Raw genomic sequence first — 18,245 nt, 5'->3', positions numbered from 1 at the left:
TCAGCTCGTGAACAGGAAGGGCAGGCTGAACGCTCCGACGAACAGGAAGCTGATGATCGTGCTGATCAGAGTGAACGCGGCGATCCCGAGGACGATGTAACCGAGGATGAGGCCGGCGATCGCCATGCCGCGCCCGCCGAGAGCCGGATTGCGCTTGGTCTGCCCGAGCGCCATGTGCCCGGTGATGACCGCTGCGATCGAGGCCAGGACGGGGATGATCGCCCAGAACAGGACCACCCCGGCGAGGCCGCACACGAGAGAGGTGATCGCGAGGGGACTGGTGGGGCGCGGGGTGGCGATCGGATACGGCTGGGCGTAGGGGGCGTAACCGGGCTGCCCCGGCGCCGTGCCGTAGGTCGGCTGGGCAGGCGGCGGCGCATACCCCTGCGGCGCCCGGGGTGAGGGTGCGACCCCATACGGCGGCTGCACCGGCGGCGCATAGCTCGGCGCTGCGCCCGGGTACTGCTGCGTCTGCGAGGGCTGGGGAGGCACGGGAGGCGGGACCGCGGAAGCCGGGAGAGGCGGCGTAGGGGCTGAACCGGTCGGCGCGGGCGGCGGGGGCGGGGTGAACGGCGGCTCGCCACCGGGGGAGGGGATGCGGTCATCGCTCACGAGGAACCCTTTCGTCACGATCAGGGTTCCAGGACCGTGGTCGCGTGTCAAACACCGACGCGGTCGGAACGGGCGCGGTCGGTAGGATCGTTGACGGTCCGGGATCCCGGATCCTCGGTACAGATCAGGAGTTCCCCCATGAGTGCTCAGCGCGTCGTCCTCGTCACCGGTGGCAATCGGGGGATCGGTCGTGCGATCGCCGAGCGCTTCGTCACGGAGGGCTATCGCGTCGCCGTGACGGCCCGCAGCGGTGAGGGACCCGAGGGAACGCTCACCGTGCGTGCGGATGTGACGGATGCCGCGGCACTCGACGCGGCATTCACCGAGGTCGAGCAGCAGCTCGGTCCCGTCGAGATCGTCGTCGCGAACGCCGGCATCACCAAGGACACGCTGCTCCTGCGCATGAGCGAGGACGACTTCGACAGCGTGGTCGCGACCAACCTCGGTGGCACTTTCCGCGTCGTCAAGCGGGCATCGAAGGGCATGCTCCGTGCGCGCTTCGGCCGCGTCATCCTGATCTCGAGCGTCGTCGGTCTCTACGGCTCGGCAGGGCAGGTCAACTACTCCGCGTCCAAGAGCGCGCTCGTCGGGTTCGCCCGGTCGCTCACCCGCGAACTCGGAGGCCGCGGCATCACCGCGAACGTCGTCGCCCCCGGATTCATCGAGACCGATATGACCGCGGAACTCCCCGAGGAGACCCAGAAGCAGTACAAGGCCAACATCCCTGCCGGTCGGTTCGCCACCCCGGACGAGGTCGCGGGCGTGGTGACCTGGCTGGCCGGCGACGACGCGGGCTACATCTCCGGCGCCGTCATCCCGGTCGACGGCGGTCTCGGGATGGGTCACTGACCTCGAAGCCCGACCTCAGCGATCCACGGCAGCGACGAGGAGCTCGCTGAGACGCTCCGGCACGGAGAACTGCGGCCAGTGTCCGGAGCCGATCCGGATGACTTCGGCGTCCTGGATGGCCCGGTACTCCTCGGCGTAGGGCCCCCACTGCTCGATCATGCCCTCGAAGGTCGGCTGATCGAGTCCGCCCATCAGCAGCGTCACCGGCACGTGGTATCGGTCCGGGTTCTCCAGCGTGATGCCATCGGTCGGCACGCGGGCCGGGACGCTCCGTGTGAGAGGTGCCGTGCGGGCGCGGGTGGGCTCATCGAGATCGTGCACGTCCTCCTCGGGGAAGAAGTCCCAGCCGGGGAACGGCACGACGCCGTCCACGATCGTGAACTCGCTGATACCCGTCCCGGCGGGCGGAGGTACGGTGTCCACGAAGACGACCCGCCGCACCCGATCCGGACGAGCGTCCGCCACGCCCCATGCGACGTTGCCTCCGCCGCTGTGCCCGACGACGACCACCTCGCCCGGGGCGGCGTCGACAGCGGCGACGGCAGCCGCGATCCAGTCCGCGATACCGATGCCCGCCGAGGCAGAGGCCGGTTCACCCAGTCCAGGGAGGGACAACGGGTGCGTCCGATGGCCAGCCCGCTCGAGGGCCGGCGTCACGTCTTCCCAGCTGGAGGCATCGAGCCAGAGTCCGGGGATGAGGATGATGTCCATGCGCAGACGCTAGCGCCCACCCCCGACATCCGCACCCCGTCCCCAGTTCCGCGCCCGCGCGGCGTCGCAGTTTCGCCCGGCGTCGCAGTTTCCGCGCGGCGTCGCAGTCCCCGCGCGGCGTCGCAGTTTCCGCCCGGCGTCGCACGGCTTCGGGTGAATTGCTGCGACGGCGCCGAGATTCTGCGACGTGCCGGCGGAGTTGCAGGTTCCGCGCGGGGTCGTGGTTTCCGCACGGGGTCGCGGGGATCGGGGCTCGGGGTGCGACGGGGTGCGGATCTGCGACGGGCTAGGGGAGCAGCGGGATGACCGCGGCCAGATCCTGCGGGCCGATCACGAGGCTCGCGGCCTCACGGACGGCGGGCTTCGCGTTGAAGGCGAGGCCCAGTCCGGCCACGGCCATCATGGGCAGGTCGTTGGCGCCGTCGCCGATCGCGATCGTCGCGTGAGCGGGCACGCCGAGCTCGGATGCCCATTCCTGCAGCGAGGATGCCTTCGCAGCGCCGTCCACGATCTCGCCGTCGACGCGCCCGGACAAGGCGCCGTCCGCGAGTTCGAGGCGATTGGCGCGCCAGCGATCCACCCCGAGTCGGGGCGCGATGTCGTCGAGGATCTCGTGGAAGCCGCCCGACACCACACCTACGACACCGCCCCGCTCGTGCACGGCCGCCGTGAGGTCACGCACTCCCGGCGTCGGCTCGATGCGACCGCGGACCCGCTCGAACGCCGAGACGGGCACGCCTTCCAGCGCCGCCACGCGGGAGCGCAGGCTCGCCGCGAAATCGACCTCGCCGCGCATGGCCGCTTCCGTCGCCGCCTGGACCTCGTCGCGTCGTCCGGCCTCATCGGCGAGCAGCTCGATCACCTCGTTCCGGATGAGGGTGGAATCGGCATCGAGGACGACGAGGAAGCGCGCAGCGGTCACCCGTCGAGCCTAGCGATCCCGCGGCGGCCGTCGCGCCGCTGCTCAGCGTTCGATGAAGACGCCCTTGCCGACGACGGTGATCCCCGACTCCGTCACGGTGAATCCGCGGGACAGGTCCCGCTCGCGGTCGACGCCGACCGTCGCACCGTCCGCCAGCACGACGTTCTTGTCCAGGATCGCCCTGTGCACGCGGGCCCCCTGTCCGACCTGCACGTGATCGAAGACGACAGAGTCCGTGATGGTGGATCCGCCGCCCGCGAGAGTCCAGGGCCCCACGACGCTCCTCTCGAGATGCGTGCCGGAGAGCACCGACCCGAGGGAGACGATCGAGTCGATCGCGTTGCCGATGCGGCCCACCGAGTCGCGGACGAACTTCGCGGGCGGGGAGTTGACCGCCTGCGAGTGGATCGGCCATTCCATGTTGTAGAGGTTGAAGATCGGCAGCGTCGAGATCAGGTCGCGGTGCGCATCGAAGAAGGAATCGATCGTCCCCACGTCGCGCCAGTACGAGCGGTCGCGCGGCGAGGAGCCCGGCACCTCGTTCTGCTTCATGTCGTAGTAGCCGGCCTCGCCGCGCTCCACGAAGTAGGGGACGATGTCGCCGCCCATGTCGTGACCGGACACGGGGGATTCGCCGTCGGCTTCGACCGCGGCGATCAGCGCGTCGGCGTCGAAGATGTAATTGCCCATCGAGGCGAGCACCTCGTGCGGCGAGTCGTCCAGACCCGTGGCATCCGTCGGCTTCTCGAGGAACTGCTTGATCCGGCCGGACTCCGCGTCGGCATCGATCACGCCGAACTGCGAGGCCAGCGCGATCGGCTGACGGATGCCGGCAACGGTCGCTTTGGCGCCCGAGGCGATGTGCGCTTCGAGCATCTGCCGGAAGTCCATGCGGTACACGTGGTCGGCGCCGATCACCACGACGATGTCGGGCTTCTCGTCGTTGATCAGGTTCATGCTCTGCAGAATGGCGTCGGCCGATCCGGAGAACCATCGCTTGCCGAGGCGCTGCTGCGCGGGCACCGATGCGACATACGAGTCGAGCAGGGCCGACATCCGCCAGGTCTGCGAGATGTGCCGGTCGAGGCTGTGCGACTTGTACTGCGTCAGCACGACGATCTGACGCAGACCGGAGTTGATGAGGTTCGAGATCGCGAAATCGATCAGGCGGTACTGCCCGCCGAAGGGCACGGCGGGCTTCGCGCGATCCGCGGTGAGGGGCATGAGGCGCTTGCCCTCGCCGCCGGCGAGGATGATCCCGAAGACCTTCTTTGGAGCGGACATGGGTCAACCATAGATGGCTTCCTCGTCGCTGTACTAGCGTTCAGACATGCGAGTTGAGATGATCACCAAGGAGTATCCGCCCGCGGTGTACGGCGGTGCCGGCGTGCACGTGGCCGAGCTCGTCGCAGCCCTCAGGCAGGACATCGAGGTGCGCGTCCGCGCGTTCGGCGATCCGCGGGACGAGCATGACACCTTCGCCTACCGGACTCCCCTCGAGCTCGCCGGCGCGAACGCCGCGCTGCAGACGCTGGGGACGGATCTCGAGATCGTGTCGGCCATCGCAGACGCCGACGTGGTGCACTCGCACACCTGGTACGCGAACTTCGCCGGACACCTCGCCGCACAGCTGCACGGCATCCCGCACGTGCTCACCGCCCACAGCCTGGAGCCGCTGCGCCCCTGGAAGGCGGAACAGCTCGGCGGCGGTTACGCGATCTCCAGCGGCATCGAACGTCTCGCCTACGAGAACGCGGCGGCGGTGATCGCGGTCAGCGCCGGAATGCGCGCCGACATCCTCCGCAGCTACCCCCAGGTCGACCCGGCCAAGGTGCGCGTGATCCACAACGGCATCGACGTGCAGAGGTGGCACCCGGTGGAGGACGAGGCGTTCCTGCGGTCGATCGGTCTCGACCCGAGCCGTCCGTCCGTCGTCTTCGTCGGGCGCATCACCCGGCAGAAGGGACTGCCCTACCTCCTGCGGGCGGCTCGGCTGCTGCCCCCGGAGGTGCAGCTCGTGCTCTGCGCCGGGGCTCCCGACACGCCGGAGATCATGGCCGAGGTCCAGGAGGGCGTGCGCGGGTTGCAGGAGACCCGGGACGGGGTGATCTGGATCGAGCGGATGCTGCCGCGGGAGGAGCTGTCGGCGATCCTCACCGCCGCCACGACCTTCGTCTGCCCGTCGATCTACGAGCCGCTCGGGATCGTGAACCTCGAGGCGATGGCCTGTGGGGCTGCGGTCGTCGGCACCGCCACGGGCGGCATCCCAGAGGTGGTCGCGGACGGTGTCACGGGAAGACTGGTCCCGATCGAGCAGCTGCAGGACGGCACAGGGACCCCCGTGGATCCGGATCGCTACGTCGCCGACCTCGCCGCCGTGCTGACCGAGGTCGCGATGGATCCGGAGCGGGCGCGCGCGTACGGCGAGGCGGGGCGCGAGCGTGCGCGAGCCGACTTTAGCTGGGCCGCCATCGCCGAGACGACGCGCGCGCTCTACGCGGAGCTGACCGCCTGAGCCGATAGGCTGGGACCATGCCGAGCGCTCTGGAATTCACCGACGTCGTCGTGCGCCGAGAGGGGCGCAACATCATCGATCACGTGACCTGGGAGGTCGCGGACGATCAGCGGTGGGTGATCCTCGGACCGAACGGCGCGGGCAAGACGACGCTGCTTCAGCTGGCCGACACGCTCATGCACCCGACATCCGGAACGGTGACCGTCCTGGGGGAGACCCTGGGACGCACGGACGTCTTCGAGCTGCGTCCGCGTATCGGCTTCGCGTCGTCCGCGATGGCCAAGCGCATCCCCCGCGACGAGACCGTCCTGAACACGGTCCTCACCGCCGCCTACTCCGTCCTCGGTCGCTGGAACGAGGACTACGAAACCATCGACGAGCGTCGCGCGCTGCGTGTGCTGGGCGACTGGCGTCTGGAGCACCTGGCCGATCGCACCTTCGGCACGCTCAGCGATGGCGAGCAGAAGCGCGTGCAGATCGCGCGAGCGGTCATGACCGACCCTGAGCTGCTGCTCCTCGACGAGCCCACGGCCTCCCTCGATCTCGGCTCCCGCGAGGAGCTGCTGGCGTTGCTCAGCGGATACGCCTCCGCGCCGACCACCCCGGCCATGCTCATGGTCACGCATCACGTCGAGGAGATCCCCGTCGGGTTCACGCACGTGATGCTGATCCGCGACGGCTCGGTCGTCGCGGCCGGCCCCCTGGCGGAGACGCTCACCGCCGAGGCGCTCGGCGAGACCTTCGGCATGCCGATCACCCTCACCAGCGAAGACGGTCGGTACGCGGCTCGCGCCGCCTCCTGACCCCGGCGCCGACCTCATCCGCCTGGGTTACTGAGCTGGTCGAAGTACTGATAGAATCGACCCTTGGTGCTCTCTGCACCGCAGACTTCCCTCGTCCCTGGCACAATCCAGGGCAGCAACTAAGGAATCCCATGAAGACTGACATTCACCCCGACTACAAGGCTGTCGTGTTCCGCGACCTCGGCTCGGGCGAGACGTTCCTCACCCGTTCGACCGTGACCAGCGACAAGACCATCGAGCTGGACGGCGTGGAGTACCCGGTGATCGACGTCGAGATCTCCTCGGCCTCGCACCCCTTCTACACGGGCAAGCAGCGCATCATGGACTCGGCCGGCCGCGTCGAGAAGTTCAACCAGCGCTTCAAGGGCTTCGGCGGATCGTCCAAGTAACGACCGCTTCCGCGAAGGCCCCTCGATTCCCCGGAATCGAGGGGCCTTCGTCATTCGCGGACGTTGATGACGATCCGGCCGTCCTCGAGCGCGCCGGGCGGATCGCCGGGGGCGGGTGCCGGTGCTGTGCGCCTGGTCTGCCGGTCACGCTCCTGGCCGGCCTCGTGCGCGCTCGGCGACCACACGGCGTCGAAGACCCCGACCAGACCTCCGCCCGCGACGTGCTCGTACTTCTGCTCGATCGGTTTGCGGGAGAAGGTGTGCATCATCCCCATGATGAGGAGCGCGGGCCCCGTGACGAGCACGAAGGCCAGCGTCGCCCACGCCATGACATCCTTCATGGACCCCACCATAAGCCGGGGTCTGGACGCTCGGCATCCTCCTCGAGGAGGACCCTCAGCGGACGCGACGCCCGTGTGCGAGGTCGATGAGCCGAGACAGGACAGGACCGGTGCGCAGGCCGTTGTGCTCGTGCTCGCTCGTCACCCACAGCTTCACCCCCGGCAGCAGCCGGGCGGTCTCGAGCGAGAAGTCGACGGGAACGTAGACGTCGTCGACGTAGACCGCGGCCGCTCCGGTCGCATCCGACGCGGCGATCGCGTCCGCGTCGTAGATCCGCGGCCATGCGAACTCCGCCAGTGCGAGGGTCACCTCGCGCCAGGGGCGGAAGGCCGGGACGGTCTCGGTCCACTCCCGCCGGATGTGCTCGCCCGTGAAGAGCGTCGGATCGTCGCGGAAGTCGTCCGGCTCGGTGCGCTCCGCCGACCACCGGGTGGCGTGCCCGTCCGCGTAGCTGGACTCGTGGAACGCGAAGTAGAGCGGATTGCGACCGTCGAAGGGCATCGCGTGCAGGAGATCGTAGCGGAACGCGTTCGACGAGGGGTCGCGCTCGAGCAGGGACCACACCGTCTGCCAGCCGTCATCCGTGCCGAGCGCGGAGCCGACCGAGCGCAGGCGCGACCGGGAGACCACCTCGCCGTCCGGCAGCACGATCTTCCCGTCGTCGGCGAGGTCGACGAGCCGGCGCATGGCCTCGCGATGCTCGGGGAAACGTCGGTAGTACCGTTCGCTCGCCGTGCGCATCTTGTCGTAGCAGAGCGCGTAGACGTCGTCGGGGCGTCGGCCGATGGCGCTGAGGCCGCCGGTGACGAAGACGTCCTGCAGGGAGGATGCGTGCGTGGAGAGGTACGCCAGGGTCGTGAACCCGCCGAAGGACTGGCCGAGCACGCTCCAGCGGTCGGCGCCGAGATGCGCCCGCAGTGCCTCGCAGTCCCGCACGATCGCGTCGGCGCGGAGGTGGGTGAGATGCTCGGCGACGGCATCGGCTCCGCGCGTCAGGTCGTCGTCCCCCACGGGGGTGGATCGTCCTGTCCCTCGCTGATCGAGAAGCACGACGCGGTAGTGGGCGAGTGCCTGGTCGAGCCACGCCGGGGCGGTCGGGGAGTGGAACGGTCGGGGAGCTTCGTGTCCAGGGCCGCCCTGGAGGAACACCAGGTAGGGCAGCGACTCCCCGCCCTCGCGGGAGACGACGGCGGCGAACACGTCGATCGTGCGCGCGTCCGCGGGATCGTCCCAGACGAGCGGGACGGTCAGGGTGTGCTCCTCGACGGAGAGATCCAGCAGCTGGCGGCGGATGACGGTGGCCATGGTCACATCACGTTTCCGATGTAGGAGTACTTCACGAAGACCTCCGAGGCGATGCCCGACTCCTCGAGCACGCCCTGAACCGCGGTCATCATGTAATTGGAGTCCCAGCCCATGTAGAGGAAGTGCGTGTCGTCGAGCTCATCCCACTGGCCCTTCCAGGCCCTCTCATCGTAGATGGGACCGCCGTGGGCCGCGCAGTATGCGAGCGCCGCGGCCGTGGTGTCCGTCCAGGCGCGACGGAACACCCGGTTGAAGAGGTGCTTGACGTCGTACACCTCCCAGCGCTCACCGCGGTACTCGACGTAGTCGAACTCGCGCTCCCAGCCGGCGGGCCACCCGCGGCGGCGCACGGCGTCGAGGATGGGTGTCAGTCCGTCGTCGTCGATCTCCGGCAGCGCAGGGCGGGCCCAGATCCGCACGAGATCGGCCGTGAGCGCGACGGTCCGCTGTGTGATGGCTGCCGTTCCCCAGGACCCCGCGTCCGCGAGCTCCCTGGTCGCGGCGACGGCGCTGCGGGCGTAGGCCTCGTCGCGCTTGACCGGGAACGAGGCGCCGAACACCCGCTCGGTCAGCCCCTGCTCGAGCAGGGTGAGGTTCCCGAGGGTCGGAGCCAGCGCACGGTGGCTGTTCTGCTCGTCCTCGGAGTATTCGCTCCACGGGCGGACGCCGTCTCCCGACCAGGCATCGCCCGGCACAGCGGGCACGATGTGCTCGACGTCGTAGTCATCGGCATCGGCGACCCCCTCGAGGCGTCCGAGCACATACGCGGGATAGGGGAGTTCGCTGTACTTGAGCACGGCGCTGACCCGCTCGTCGGAGGGGGTGATGCGCGCGAACGCCCGGGCCAGGGACTCCCTGCCCTCTTCGCGGGCTCGGCAGAGGCGGGCGATGAGTCGCTCGGCTGGCAGGTTCACCAGGGCGCGGCGCAGGTACAGCGCCTGGAGCCACTCGAGGGTCTGGATCAGCTCGGCCCGGTCGATGACGCCGCGGGCGTGGTCGCTGTAGGCGCTCATCACGAGCGGGGCGGATGAACGTCCGAACGTGCCGACGTACCGCAGGTGGCGGGCGATCTCCTCGTCCGGTTCGAGCGAGGGCTCCAGGAGGATGCCGTAGATCTCGGCGAAGTGCCGCCAGGTCTCCGCGTCGGACTGCAGATGGGTGACGTCGACGCGCGGGAACGACTGCCGGAACGCGCTGTACACGCCGTGCTCGCCGTTCGCCGCGAGCTCCCGCCCGGTGACCATGACGAGATAGTGGCGCCAGAACGCGCCGATCGCCTCGCCGGTGTGGCGCTCGATCGGAAGCCAGAACCGCTCCTCGACGTCGCGCTGCTCGGCGTGACTCAGTCCCATCAGGATGTAGTTGTGGATGAGCTCGTGATCGCGCAGCGGCTCGCCGGTGGAGTTCAGACTCTCGAAGATCTGCTGCGCGTTCGCCCTGGTGCCGAGCGTGATCGACACGTGCTCCAGCTTCTGCAGCCCCTGCCAGATGCGCGGCGCCTCCTCGACGTGGATCTGGCTGCGGAAGAACGCGTAGTTGTCGTCGAAGCGGGACTCGCGCTCCGTGTCGTCCCTGCGGTCCAGCACCACGGACTCGTAGAGCTCGGCCCACGCGTCGTGCGGGCGCAGCTTGGTCCGGCCGGTCCCGTCCGGGCGCACGAGCACACGCGACAGCTCCGCGGCCAGACCGGGGTCGCTCTCGCGTACGGCGTGGTGCAGCGCAGCGACCAGCAGCATCAGGGTCGTGATGCGCTGCTGGCCGTCGATGAGGATGAGGTCGCTGTCTGCGGAGGAGCCGTCCTGCGCCGAGAGGATCGAGCCGATGAAGTGGCGGTGGTCGGCGTCCTCCGCGGAGACGGCGCGGATGTCGGAGAGCAGCCGTTCGCAGCCGCCGATGTCCCACCGGTACTGCCGCTGATAGACGGGGACCACGATGCCCGTCGTGCCTGCCGCGAGCCACTCGATCGTGTTGACTGCTGTCGCCTCGACGTTGGTCGCGGTGCTCATACTGGTGTCTCGTCCTCTCGTGGCGACGGACGCCGAGGACCGGCCGGGCGCCCCGATCAGTCTATTCCGTTATCCACGGCGCACCTCCGAGGGGCGCACGGGTGCCGCTGTTAGGCTTGCCTTATCAGGGCCTGTTAAAACGTGCTGGCCCCCGATGAAAGGAACATGACTCGATCATGGGTTACATCAAGTCTGCTGCGCTCGAGGAAAAGGGCTTCGTCGTCCTCGACAGCTACAACCAGGAACTCGACCCCAAGGAGTGGCTCGACCTCGAGTACAACGACTGGAAGTCGTCCGGCGACACCCGCTTCGCGCCCCTCGCCAGCGCCTTCGGCGAGATCGAGTGCAACGGTTTCTGGAACCACAAGCCGCCGCGCACCGACAAGGACGGCGTCTGGATCGACTCGCAGGTCGCGAAGGCCCCGAACCTGACGCGCCGCGCGCAGGAGCCCGGCGCCAACGTCGGCCGCTGCCGCGTCATCGAGCTGCAGCCGACCCCTTACGGCGACTGCCTCTACAACCTTCACCAGGACGACAACAACCGTCTGAACCCCGACGGCACGGGCTGGGTCGTCCGCGGCTTCTTCAACCTGACCGACGACAAGGACAGCTACTTCGTCCTGCGGGAGAACCGCACCGACCCGAGCATCGAGTACCGCATCGCCCTTCCGGCCGGCGCTCAGCTGATCGTCGACACCCAGCGTCTGTGGCACGCGGCCACGCACAACGGCACGGAGCCGCGCTACTGCCTCATCACGTCGTGGACCTCGGGTCCCGAGCTCGACGCGTACATCGAGAAGTACCACGGCACCGACGACGTGCCCAACTACGAGGTCGACCAGGAGACGCTGGAGTTCGGCTACGCCGAGCAGGCGCGCAAGGATGCCGCGCGCGCGGCCTACTACGCCGCCAAGGGCCAGCAGGTCAAGCAGGCCATGAGCGAGGCCTGACCCTCCTCACGATGGGTCGCTGAGCGTCCTCACGATGGGTCGCTGAGCGTCCTCACGATGGGTCGCCGAGCGTCCTCACGATGGGTCGCTGAGCGTCCTCACGATGGGTCGCTGAGCGTCCTCACGATGGGTCGCTGAGCGTCCTCACGATGGGTCGCTGAGCTCGTCGAAGCGAACGAAGGCCCCGGTCCGGTGACCGGGGCCTTCGTCGTCGAATCACATGCTTGTGATTTGCGGAGAACTCCGCGAGAATGAGGGCACAACCGCATATTCTCGCCACTTCGTGGTTCAGGTCGTAGGGGAAGACGCACCTGATGAAACGGAGAGATCATGGCGACGGCTTACGCGCGCGGAGTGGTGTTCATCCACTCTGCGCCACGCGCGCTCTGCCCGCACCTGGAATGGGCGGTGGGTCGCGCTATCGGGCGTGCGGTGAACTTCGACTGGACCGAGCAACCGGTGCTCGAGGGCTCGCGACGCGCGGAGTTCTACTGGGACGGCCCCGTCGGCACGGGTGCCGCTCTCGCGACGGCGATCCGCGGCTGGGAGCACCTCCGTTTCGAGGTCACCGAGGATCCGACGCCCCGCAGCGACGGCGGACGGTGGCTGCATACGCCCGACCTCGGCATCCACTACGCCCAGACCGATGCGGCCGGGAACATCGTCATCGGCGAGGACCGCATCCGCTACGCGATGGAGATCGCGGCAGGCAGCGCCGTCGAGCTGCAGCGCGAACTCGACATCGCCCTGGGTTCGGCCTGGGACGAGGAACTCGAGCCCTTCCGCCACGCCAGCGACGATGCGCGCGTCGTGTGGCTGCACAAGGTCGGTTGACCCGACCACACGGACCGGGAGCGGGGGAGGCGTGAGTATCGGATGCCGGTGACTCATCCCGGACGCTGAGAAGACGTCCCCCCGCTCCGCACGACGAGGACCCCGCCCGGGCACGAGGCGGGGTCCTCGTCGTTGCCGCCTCAGATCACCGCGGCGTGGCGCAGCTCCTCCGCTGGGGAGGCGGTCCCGCCGCGGACGTCCTGCCAGGCCTGTGACAGGCGCCCCATCGCCTCAGCGGTCCGTTCCGGCGGCAGCGTGATGGGGATGCGCAGTCGACGTTCGAGCACGCCCCCGGTCGTGAAACGCGGGCCGGGCGGCAGGATCAGGCCTCGCTCGCGGGCGGCGAGCGACAGCGCCGTGGAGGACGGCGACCCGATGTCGACCCAGGCCGAGAGGCCCCCCGGCGTCCGCGGGACCACGAAGCCGGGAATCGCGGTCACCCCGGCTTCGACGGCTGCCCGCCCCTCCCTGAGGCGGTCGCGGACGTGCGCGGTCAGAGCGGACATGTCCGACAGCAGCTCGACGGCGATGCACTGCTCGAGAAGCGCGGTGCCGAGCTCGAACGACGGGCGCACGGCAAGCAGTCGCGCGATGAGGGGCCGCTCTGCGCGGATCCAGCCGATGCGCATGCCGCCCCACGCGATCTTCGACATCGATCCGACCGTGATGACGTTCGGTCCGCTCGCCGCCATGGGGGCGGGCGCCCACCCGCGGTCGATGTCGAGCTCCGTCGTCGTCTCGTCGACGATGAGGTGGGTGCCCACGTTGCGGGCCGTCGCCGTGACGCGTGCCCGGTCCTCGTCGCCGAGGGTGGCTCCGGTCGGGTTGTGGAAGTCGGGGATGAGATAGGCCATGTGCGGCCGTGTGCTGAGCAGCGTCTCGGTCAGGTGCCGCGTGTCCCAGCCGTCGACATCGACCGGCGTGGGCACCGGACGGTAGCCGTGGCGGTGCAGGGCTTCGAGCGCATGCGGGAACGTCGGCTGTTCGACCAGGGCGCGCTCTCCGCGGCGTCCGATCGCCGCGAGGATCAGGTTCACGGCGTTGAGTGCGCCCGAGGTGATGATGATCTCGTCAGCGGAGGTCGGCGCGCCGCGCTCGGTGAAGCGCTGTGCGACGGCGTCGCGCAGTTCGGGGAGCCCTCGCAGCGAGTAGCCGCTCGTTCCGCGGAGCGCCGCGAGGCGGGGGAGCGAGCGCACCGTGGCGTCGTAGAGGCCGGGGGTCGAGTCCATCGACGCGATGGAGAGGTCGATCGCACCGTCCTCGGCGTCGGTCCCCGGAGCTGCGTGAGCGTGGGGCAGCGTGACGCGGGTGCTTCCGCCGTGCACGCGCGAGACGTACCCGTCGGCCTCCAGCAGCCCATAGGCGCGCGTGATGGTCGAGCGCGATCGTCGCAGTTCGAGCGCGAGCGATCGTTCGCTGGGCAGACGCTCGCCGACCGTGAGCCGCCCGTCGAGGATCAGCGCGCGGATCTGGTCAGCCAGGGCGGTCGCTGTCGCGCCGGCGACATGGTGCGCTCCGAGCTGTTCGACGAGTCGTGATCCCATTCCCCCAGCATGCCGCAAAGTGGCCTGAGAAATGCAGGCCACTTTCCGGCACTGGCCTCCCTGTCCCGATACGTCCACGCGTCAGAGTGGGATCATGCTCCTCCGTGCCGTGCTCCTCCCCGTCGCCGCCACGAGTCGGCGGGACCTCGTCGAACGCCTCGTCCAGCTTCTCGTCGGCCTGTTCCTCTACGGCGTCGCCCTCGGCTTCATGGTGCGCGGCAGCATCGGCGTCTCGCCCTGGGACGTGCTGGCGCTCGGCCTGGCGGGACAGACGGGTATCGGCTACGGCATCATGACCGTCCTGATCTCGATCGTCGTCCTCGTGCTGTGGATCCCGCTGCGTCAGCGTCTCGGACTGGGAACCGTCCTGAACGCTCTGCTCGTCGGCCCCAGCGCCGATCTCGCTCTCGCCGTGATCCCGCAGCCGGACTCCGTCTGGATCGGCGCTCCGATGTTCGTGTTCGGCATGCTGCTGCTCGCCTTCGCGACCGGCCTGTACATCGCCGCCGACTTCGGCCCGGGTCCGCGTGATGGGCTGATGACCGGACTCGTCGGCCGGACAGGATGGCCCGTGTGGCTCGTGCGCACTCTGATCGAAGGCGGAGTCCTGCTGATCGGCTTCCTGCTCGGCGGCCCGGTCGGCGTGGGCACCGTGCTGTTCGCCTTCGGCATCGGCCCGCTCATCGGGTGGTTCCTGCCGCGCATCACGCGCAGACGCGCGGCGCGCTCACGCCGACTCGCCGTCACGCGCTCCTAGCGCACGACGCCCTCCTCGCACGCAGAGAGGCCCTCGGATCGTCCGAGGGCCTCTCTGCGTGATCGGGCCGAGGTCAGTCGGTGCCGGCGACGACCAGCACGGCGTTGTGGCCGCCGAAGCCGAAGGAGTTGCTGATCGCGTACTGCGGACCGTCACCCAGCGGCGTCGGCTCTCCGGACAGACGGAACGGGACAGCGGGGTCGGGCTCGGTCATGTTGATGGTCGGCGGCGCCACGCGGTCGCGCAGTGCGAGGAGCGAGAAGATCGCCTCCAGCGCTCCCGTGCCACCGAGGAGGTGTCCGGTGGACGCCTTCGTGGCGGACACCGGGATCTCGTCGATGCGGTCTCCGAAGACCTTCTTCAACGCGACGTACTCGTTGGGGTCGCCGACCGGGGTCGACGTCGCGTGCGCGTTGATGTGCGTGACCTGGTCGGCGGTGATGCCCGCCTCCGCGAGCGCCTGCGTCACGGCTCGTGCCGCCCCCTTGCCCTCGGGATCGTTGCCCGTGATGTGGTAGGCGTCGGCGGTGACGCCGCCTCCCAGCACGTAGCCGTAGATCTTGGCGCCGCGTGCCTGCGCGTGCTCCTCGGTCTCGAGGATGAGCGCGGCGGCGCCCTCGCCCATGACGAAGCCGTCGCGGTCGATCGCGCCGGGACGCGAGGCGTGCGCCGGGTCGTCGTTGCGGCGCGACAGCGCCTGCGCGGAAGCGAACGAGGCCATCGTGATCGGGTGGATCGCGGACTCGGTGCCGCCGGCGATCACGACGTCTGCGAGGCCCTCCTGGAGGTGGTGGAAGGCGTGGATGATGGATTCCGTGCTGGACGCGCAGGCGCTGACGACGGTCTGCGCGTAGGCGCGCGCCTCGAACTGCAGCGACAGGTTCCCGGCCGCCGCGTTCGGCATGAGCATCGGGACCGTGAGCGGCATGACGCGGCGCGGTCCCTTCTCGCGCAGGGTGTCCCAGGCGTCGAGGAGTGTCCACAGGCCGCCGATGCCCGTCGCGAAGTCGACACCGAGACGCTCGGGCGCGACCTCGGGGGAGCCGGCATCCGCCCATGCCTCGCGTGCAGCGATCAGCGCGAACTGCGAGGACGGGTCGAGACGCTTCGCCTCGTGGCGCGGGAGGACCTTTTCCGGGCGGACGACCGCCTCGGCCGCGAACGTGACGGGGAGCTCGAACTGCTCCACCCAGTCGTGCTCGAGGGTGCGGGTACCGGACACGCCGGCCAGCAGGTTCGTCCAGTTCTCGGGTGCGGTCCCGCCGATGGCGGAGGTGGCGCCGATGCCGGTGACGACGATGCGCTTGGTCATGGGGGTGGTTCCTTGTCGAAACGAAGTCGAACGGGGGGAGGAGGGCAGGACGGAGGATGCCACACCCCGCCGGGGCGGGGGTGGCATCCTGCCGGGATTACTCCTGGCCCGCGACGATGAAGTTAACGGCGTCGCCGACGGTCTTGAGGTTCTTGACCTCGTCGTCGGGGATGGTGACGCCGAACTTCTCCTCGGCGTTGACGACGATCGTCATCATCGAGATGGAGTCGATGTCGAGGTCGTCGGTGAACGACTTCTCCAGGGCGACCTCCGAGGCGTTGATGCCGGTCTCGTCGGTGATCAGCTCTGCGAGGCCGGCGAGGACCTCATCGTTGGTGAAAGCCATGTGGTCTTCCTCTTTCTTGCGGGTTGTTTTCGGAACCGTGGAACAGTCTAGGGAAGGTCAGCGCATTCTCAGGGAAGGACGACGACCTGGGCGGCGAAGACGAGACCGGCGCCGAAGCCGATCTGGAGCGCGAGGCCACCGGAGAGCTCCGGGTGCTCGGCCATCAGCCGGTGGCTGGCCAGCGGGATCGACGCGGCGGACGTGTTGCCGGTCGTCTCGATGTCGCGGGCGATCACGGTGGTCTCCGGCAGCTTGAGCTGCTTGGCGAACTCGTCGATGATGCGCATGTTGGCCTGGTGCGGGATGAACGCGGCGATGTCGGACGGCTCGACGCCTGCCCTGTCCAGCGCTTCGCGCGCGACCTTCGCCATCTCCCACACTGCCCAGCGGAAGACCGTCGGCCCCTCCTGCCGCAGAGTGGGCCAGGGCACCTCGCCGTCGCGGAACTCGGTGAGAGTGGCGTTCATGCCCACCGCGTCCGCCTTGGAACCGTCCGAACCCCAGACGGCGGGCGAGATGCCGGGGGTGTCGCTGGGACCGATCAGCGCGGCGCCGGCACCGTCCCCGAGGAGGAACGAGATGCTGCGATCGGCCGGGTCGACGATGTCGGAGAGCTTCTCGGTGCCGATCACGAGCGCGTAGCGCGCCGTACCCGCCTTGATCAGCGCGTCGGCCTGGGCGATGGCGTAGGCGTATCCGGCGCAGGCCGCGTTGATGTCGTAGGCGGCGGCAGGGTTGGCTCCGACGCGGTCGGCGACGATGGCCGAGACCGAGGGAGTCTGCTTCGGATTGCTGACCGTGGCCACGATCACCAGGTCGACCTGGTCGGCGGGCACCCCTGCCTTCTCGATCGCCTCCGCCGCCGCGGTCGTCGCGAGGTCGATCGCGTCCGTGTCCTTGTCGGCGCGGACGCGCGTGATGATTCCGGTGCGCTGCCGGATCCACTCGTCGCTGGAGTCGATCGGTCCGATCAGGTCGTCGTTCGGCACCGCGTTCTCTCCGCGGGCCGCGCCGTAGGAGTAGATGCGCGTGTAGGCAGGGCCGGTGGCCTGGGCGAGCGTGGCGCTCATGCGGCTTCTCCGTTCAGCAGCGCGACGGCCGCATCGAGGTCTTCGGGGGTCTTCACGGCGACGGTCGGCACGCCGCGGAGTCCGCGCTTGGCGAGCCCGACCAGCGCTCCGGCCGGCGCGAGCTCGATCACTCCGGTGACGCCCGCCTCGGCGAAGGACTGCATGCACAGGTCCCAGCGCACGGGCGACGAGACCTGGTCCACGAGATACTCGAGCGCCTGCGCGCCGTCCGCGACCGCGGATCCGTCGCGGTTCGACCAGAGGGTGATGTCCGGATCCTTCGGTGCGACGTCGGAGACCGCGTCGCGTAGTGCGGCGACGGCGGAGGTCATGTAGCGCGTGTGGAAGGCGCCGGCGACCTGCAGAGGCACGACACGGGTGCCCTTGAGGGGCTCCTCGGCGAGAGCTGCCAGAGCGGGAAGGGCGCCGGCGACGACGATCTGTCCGCCGCCGTTGTAGTTGGCCGGCGAGAGGTCGAGTTCGGCGAGGCGGGCGAGGAGGGCCTCCTCGTCGCCGCCGAGGACCGCGCTCATGCCCGTGGGGGTCTGCGCGGCGGCGTCGGCCATCGCGCGGCCGCGGATGCCGACCAGGCGCATGCCGGTCTCGGCGTCGATGACGTCGCTGCCGACGAGGGCGGCGATCTCGCCCACCGAGTGCCCGGCGATGCCGTCGGCGCGACGGCCCGCCCTCTGCACCAGGGCGTCTCCGGCGATCAGCGAAGCGGCCACGATGAGCGGCTGCGCGATGCGCGTATCGCGGATCGTGTCGGCGTCCGACACGGTGCCGTGTTCACGCAGATCGACCTCGGCGGCGTCGGAGTACGCGGCGAGGCGCTCGGTCACTCCGTCGAGTTCGAGCCAGGGGGCGAGGAATCCAGGGGTCTGCGAGCCCTGTCCAGGGCATACGACGACAATCACCCACCCAGTCTGCCAACGATTGTGGCCGAGCGGTGGATGATCCATCACAAGATTCCGAAAA

19 protein-coding genes are annotated in these 18,245 nt (G+C 69.3%); 7 read left to right on the top strand and 12 right to left on the bottom strand.

The window, feature by feature from the left end; all coding sequences use genetic code 11:
- Positions 1-612: a DUF4190 domain-containing protein gene (locus CSX12_RS09625; RefSeq protein WP_241160427.1), complete on the bottom strand. Its 612-nt coding sequence runs from the start codon at positions 610-612 to the stop codon at positions 1-3.
- Between the two features lie 138 nt (positions 613-750).
- On the opposite strand from CSX12_RS09625, the gene CSX12_RS09620 reads away from it, so the two are divergent.
- The gene (locus tag CSX12_RS09620; RefSeq protein ID WP_017202263.1) at positions 751-1,461 is read left to right on the top strand and encodes a beta-ketoacyl-ACP reductase; all 711 of its coding nucleotides are present in this window, start codon (positions 751-753) and stop codon (positions 1,459-1,461) included.
- 15 nt (positions 1,462-1,476) lie between these two features.
- On the opposite strand, the gene CSX12_RS09615 is transcribed toward CSX12_RS09620, so the two are convergent.
- From CSX12_RS09615 to CSX12_RS09605, 3 genes are all read right to left on the bottom strand, one after another.
- A complete protein-coding gene (locus CSX12_RS09615) occupies positions 1,477-2,172 on the bottom strand; it encodes an alpha/beta hydrolase (protein WP_124895634.1) in 696 nt (231 codons plus the stop codon).
- A gap of 286 nt (positions 2,173-2,458) precedes the next feature.
- Complete coding sequence (serB, locus tag CSX12_RS09610) at positions 2,459-3,094, bottom strand: phosphoserine phosphatase SerB (protein WP_124895633.1); 636 nt, start codon at positions 3,092-3,094, stop codon at positions 2,459-2,461.
- 42 nt (positions 3,095-3,136) lie between these two features.
- Positions 3,137-4,378, bottom strand: a complete 1,242-nt coding sequence (locus CSX12_RS09605; protein ID WP_017202260.1) for a glucose-1-phosphate adenylyltransferase — start codon at positions 4,376-4,378, stop codon at positions 3,137-3,139.
- A 46-nt stretch (positions 4,379-4,424) separates the two neighbouring features.
- On the opposite strand from CSX12_RS09605, the gene glgA reads away from it, so the two are divergent.
- The 3 genes from glgA to CSX12_RS09590 all read left to right on the top strand — a co-directional run bounded on the left by glgA (position 4,425) and on the right by CSX12_RS09590 (position 6,801).
- A complete protein-coding gene (gene glgA, locus CSX12_RS09600) occupies positions 4,425-5,609 on the top strand; it encodes a glycogen synthase (protein WP_124895632.1) in 1,185 nt (394 codons plus the stop codon).
- 17 nt (positions 5,610-5,626) lie between these two features.
- Complete coding sequence (locus CSX12_RS09595; RefSeq protein ID WP_124895631.1) at positions 5,627-6,412, top strand: ABC transporter ATP-binding protein; 786 nt, start codon at positions 5,627-5,629, stop codon at positions 6,410-6,412.
- 131 nt (positions 6,413-6,543) lie between these two features.
- Positions 6,544-6,801: a type B 50S ribosomal protein L31 gene (locus CSX12_RS09590; RefSeq protein ID WP_017202258.1), complete on the top strand. Its 258-nt coding sequence runs from the start codon at positions 6,544-6,546 to the stop codon at positions 6,799-6,801.
- 50 nt (positions 6,802-6,851) lie between these two features.
- On the opposite strand, the gene CSX12_RS09585 is transcribed toward CSX12_RS09590, so the two are convergent.
- The 3 genes from CSX12_RS09585 to CSX12_RS09575 are packed head-to-tail and all read right to left on the bottom strand — an operon-like array spanning position 6,852 to position 10,454.
- Positions 6,852-7,142, bottom strand: coding sequence for a hypothetical protein (locus tag CSX12_RS09585; protein WP_241160426.1), 291 nt, complete (start codon positions 7,140-7,142; stop codon positions 6,852-6,854).
- 55 nt (positions 7,143-7,197) lie between these two features.
- Positions 7,198-8,454: an alpha/beta fold hydrolase gene (locus CSX12_RS09580; protein WP_124895629.1), complete on the bottom strand. Its 1,257-nt coding sequence runs from the start codon at positions 8,452-8,454 to the stop codon at positions 7,198-7,200.
- Positions 8,451-10,454, bottom strand: coding sequence for a DUF262 domain-containing protein (locus CSX12_RS09575; RefSeq protein WP_124895628.1), 2,004 nt, complete (start codon positions 10,452-10,454; stop codon positions 8,451-8,453). The genes CSX12_RS09580 and CSX12_RS09575 overlap by 4 nt, the downstream gene beginning before the upstream one ends.
- Before the next feature lie 176 nt (positions 10,455-10,630).
- Between CSX12_RS09575 and CSX12_RS09570 the strand changes: the two genes are divergently transcribed.
- On the top strand, positions 10,631-11,404 hold the full coding sequence (locus CSX12_RS09570) for a hypothetical protein (protein ID WP_017202254.1): 774 nt from the start codon (positions 10,631-10,633) through the stop codon (positions 11,402-11,404).
- A 330-nt stretch (positions 11,405-11,734) separates the two neighbouring features.
- A complete protein-coding gene (locus tag CSX12_RS09565; protein WP_026049737.1) occupies positions 11,735-12,238 on the top strand; it encodes a DUF3145 domain-containing protein in 504 nt (167 codons plus the stop codon).
- 140 nt (positions 12,239-12,378) lie between these two features.
- Here the strand turns inward: CSX12_RS09565 and CSX12_RS09560 are convergent, their stop codons facing one another.
- A complete protein-coding gene (locus CSX12_RS09560) occupies positions 12,379-13,782 on the bottom strand; it encodes a PLP-dependent aminotransferase family protein (protein ID WP_124895627.1) in 1,404 nt (467 codons plus the stop codon).
- A 94-nt stretch (positions 13,783-13,876) separates the two neighbouring features.
- Here CSX12_RS09560 and CSX12_RS09555 point away from each other — a divergent pair, with 94 nt between their 5' ends.
- Positions 13,877-14,539, top strand: coding sequence for a hypothetical protein (locus tag CSX12_RS09555; protein ID WP_124895626.1), 663 nt, complete (start codon positions 13,877-13,879; stop codon positions 14,537-14,539).
- Between the two features lie 73 nt (positions 14,540-14,612).
- Here the strand turns inward: CSX12_RS09555 and CSX12_RS09550 are convergent, their stop codons facing one another.
- The 4 genes from CSX12_RS09550 to CSX12_RS09535 form a co-directional block, all read right to left on the bottom strand.
- The gene (locus tag CSX12_RS09550) at positions 14,613-15,851 is read right to left on the bottom strand and encodes a beta-ketoacyl-[acyl-carrier-protein] synthase family protein (RefSeq protein WP_124895625.1); all 1,239 of its coding nucleotides are present in this window, start codon (positions 15,849-15,851) and stop codon (positions 14,613-14,615) included.
- Positions 15,852-15,948: 97 nt separating this feature from the next.
- The gene (locus CSX12_RS09545) at positions 15,949-16,197 is read right to left on the bottom strand and encodes an acyl carrier protein (protein WP_017202249.1); all 249 of its coding nucleotides are present in this window, start codon (positions 16,195-16,197) and stop codon (positions 15,949-15,951) included.
- A 68-nt stretch (positions 16,198-16,265) separates the two neighbouring features.
- Positions 16,266-17,267, bottom strand: a complete 1,002-nt coding sequence (locus CSX12_RS09540; protein ID WP_124895624.1) for a beta-ketoacyl-ACP synthase III — start codon at positions 17,265-17,267, stop codon at positions 16,266-16,268.
- Complete coding sequence (locus tag CSX12_RS09535) at positions 17,264-18,184, bottom strand: ACP S-malonyltransferase (protein ID WP_124895623.1); 921 nt, start codon at positions 18,182-18,184, stop codon at positions 17,264-17,266. Before CSX12_RS09535 ends, CSX12_RS09540 begins: the two co-directional genes overlap by 4 nt.
- Positions 18,185-18,245 lie beyond the last annotated feature (61 nt).

It is taken from the genome of Microbacterium sp. Y-01 (genome assembly GCF_003856715.1).
Lineage (GTDB): Bacteria > Actinomycetota > Actinomycetes > Actinomycetales > Microbacteriaceae > Microbacterium > Microbacterium algeriense.
This window is presented reverse-complemented; position numbering and strand designations above follow the sequence as displayed.

Coding starts and splice junctions, on each gene's coding strand:
- CSX12_RS09620 (WP_017202263.1), top strand. CDS start 751: ATGAGTGCTCAGCGCGTCGTCCTCGTCACCGGTGGCAATCGGGGGATC.
- CSX12_RS09560 (WP_124895627.1), bottom strand. CDS start 13,782: ATGGGATCACGACTCGTCGAACAGCTCGGAGCGCACCATGTCGCCGGC.
- CSX12_RS09590 (WP_017202258.1), top strand. CDS start 6,544: ATGAAGACTGACATTCACCCCGACTACAAGGCTGTCGTGTTCCGCGAC.
- CSX12_RS09545 (WP_017202249.1), bottom strand. CDS start 16,197: ATGGCTTTCACCAACGATGAGGTCCTCGCCGGCCTCGCAGAGCTGATC.
- glgA (WP_124895632.1), top strand. CDS start 4,425: ATGCGAGTTGAGATGATCACCAAGGAGTATCCGCCCGCGGTGTACGGC.
- CSX12_RS09555 (WP_124895626.1), top strand. CDS start 13,877: ATGCTCCTCCGTGCCGTGCTCCTCCCCGTCGCCGCCACGAGTCGGCGG.
- CSX12_RS09565 (WP_026049737.1), top strand. CDS start 11,735: ATGGCGACGGCTTACGCGCGCGGAGTGGTGTTCATCCACTCTGCGCCA.
- CSX12_RS09585 (WP_241160426.1), bottom strand. CDS start 7,142: ATGAAGGATGTCATGGCGTGGGCGACGCTGGCCTTCGTGCTCGTCACG.
- CSX12_RS09575 (WP_124895628.1), bottom strand. CDS start 10,454: ATGAGCACCGCGACCAACGTCGAGGCGACAGCAGTCAACACGATCGAG.
- CSX12_RS09540 (WP_124895624.1), bottom strand. CDS start 17,267: ATGAGCGCCACGCTCGCCCAGGCCACCGGCCCTGCCTACACGCGCATC.
- CSX12_RS09595 (WP_124895631.1), top strand. CDS start 5,627: ATGCCGAGCGCTCTGGAATTCACCGACGTCGTCGTGCGCCGAGAGGGG.
- CSX12_RS09550 (WP_124895625.1), bottom strand. CDS start 15,851: ATGACCAAGCGCATCGTCGTCACCGGCATCGGCGCCACCTCCGCCATC.
- CSX12_RS09605 (WP_017202260.1), bottom strand. CDS start 4,378: ATGTCCGCTCCAAAGAAGGTCTTCGGGATCATCCTCGCCGGCGGCGAG.
- CSX12_RS09570 (WP_017202254.1), top strand. CDS start 10,631: ATGGGTTACATCAAGTCTGCTGCGCTCGAGGAAAAGGGCTTCGTCGTC.
- CSX12_RS09615 (WP_124895634.1), bottom strand. CDS start 2,172: ATGGACATCATCCTCATCCCCGGACTCTGGCTCGATGCCTCCAGCTGG.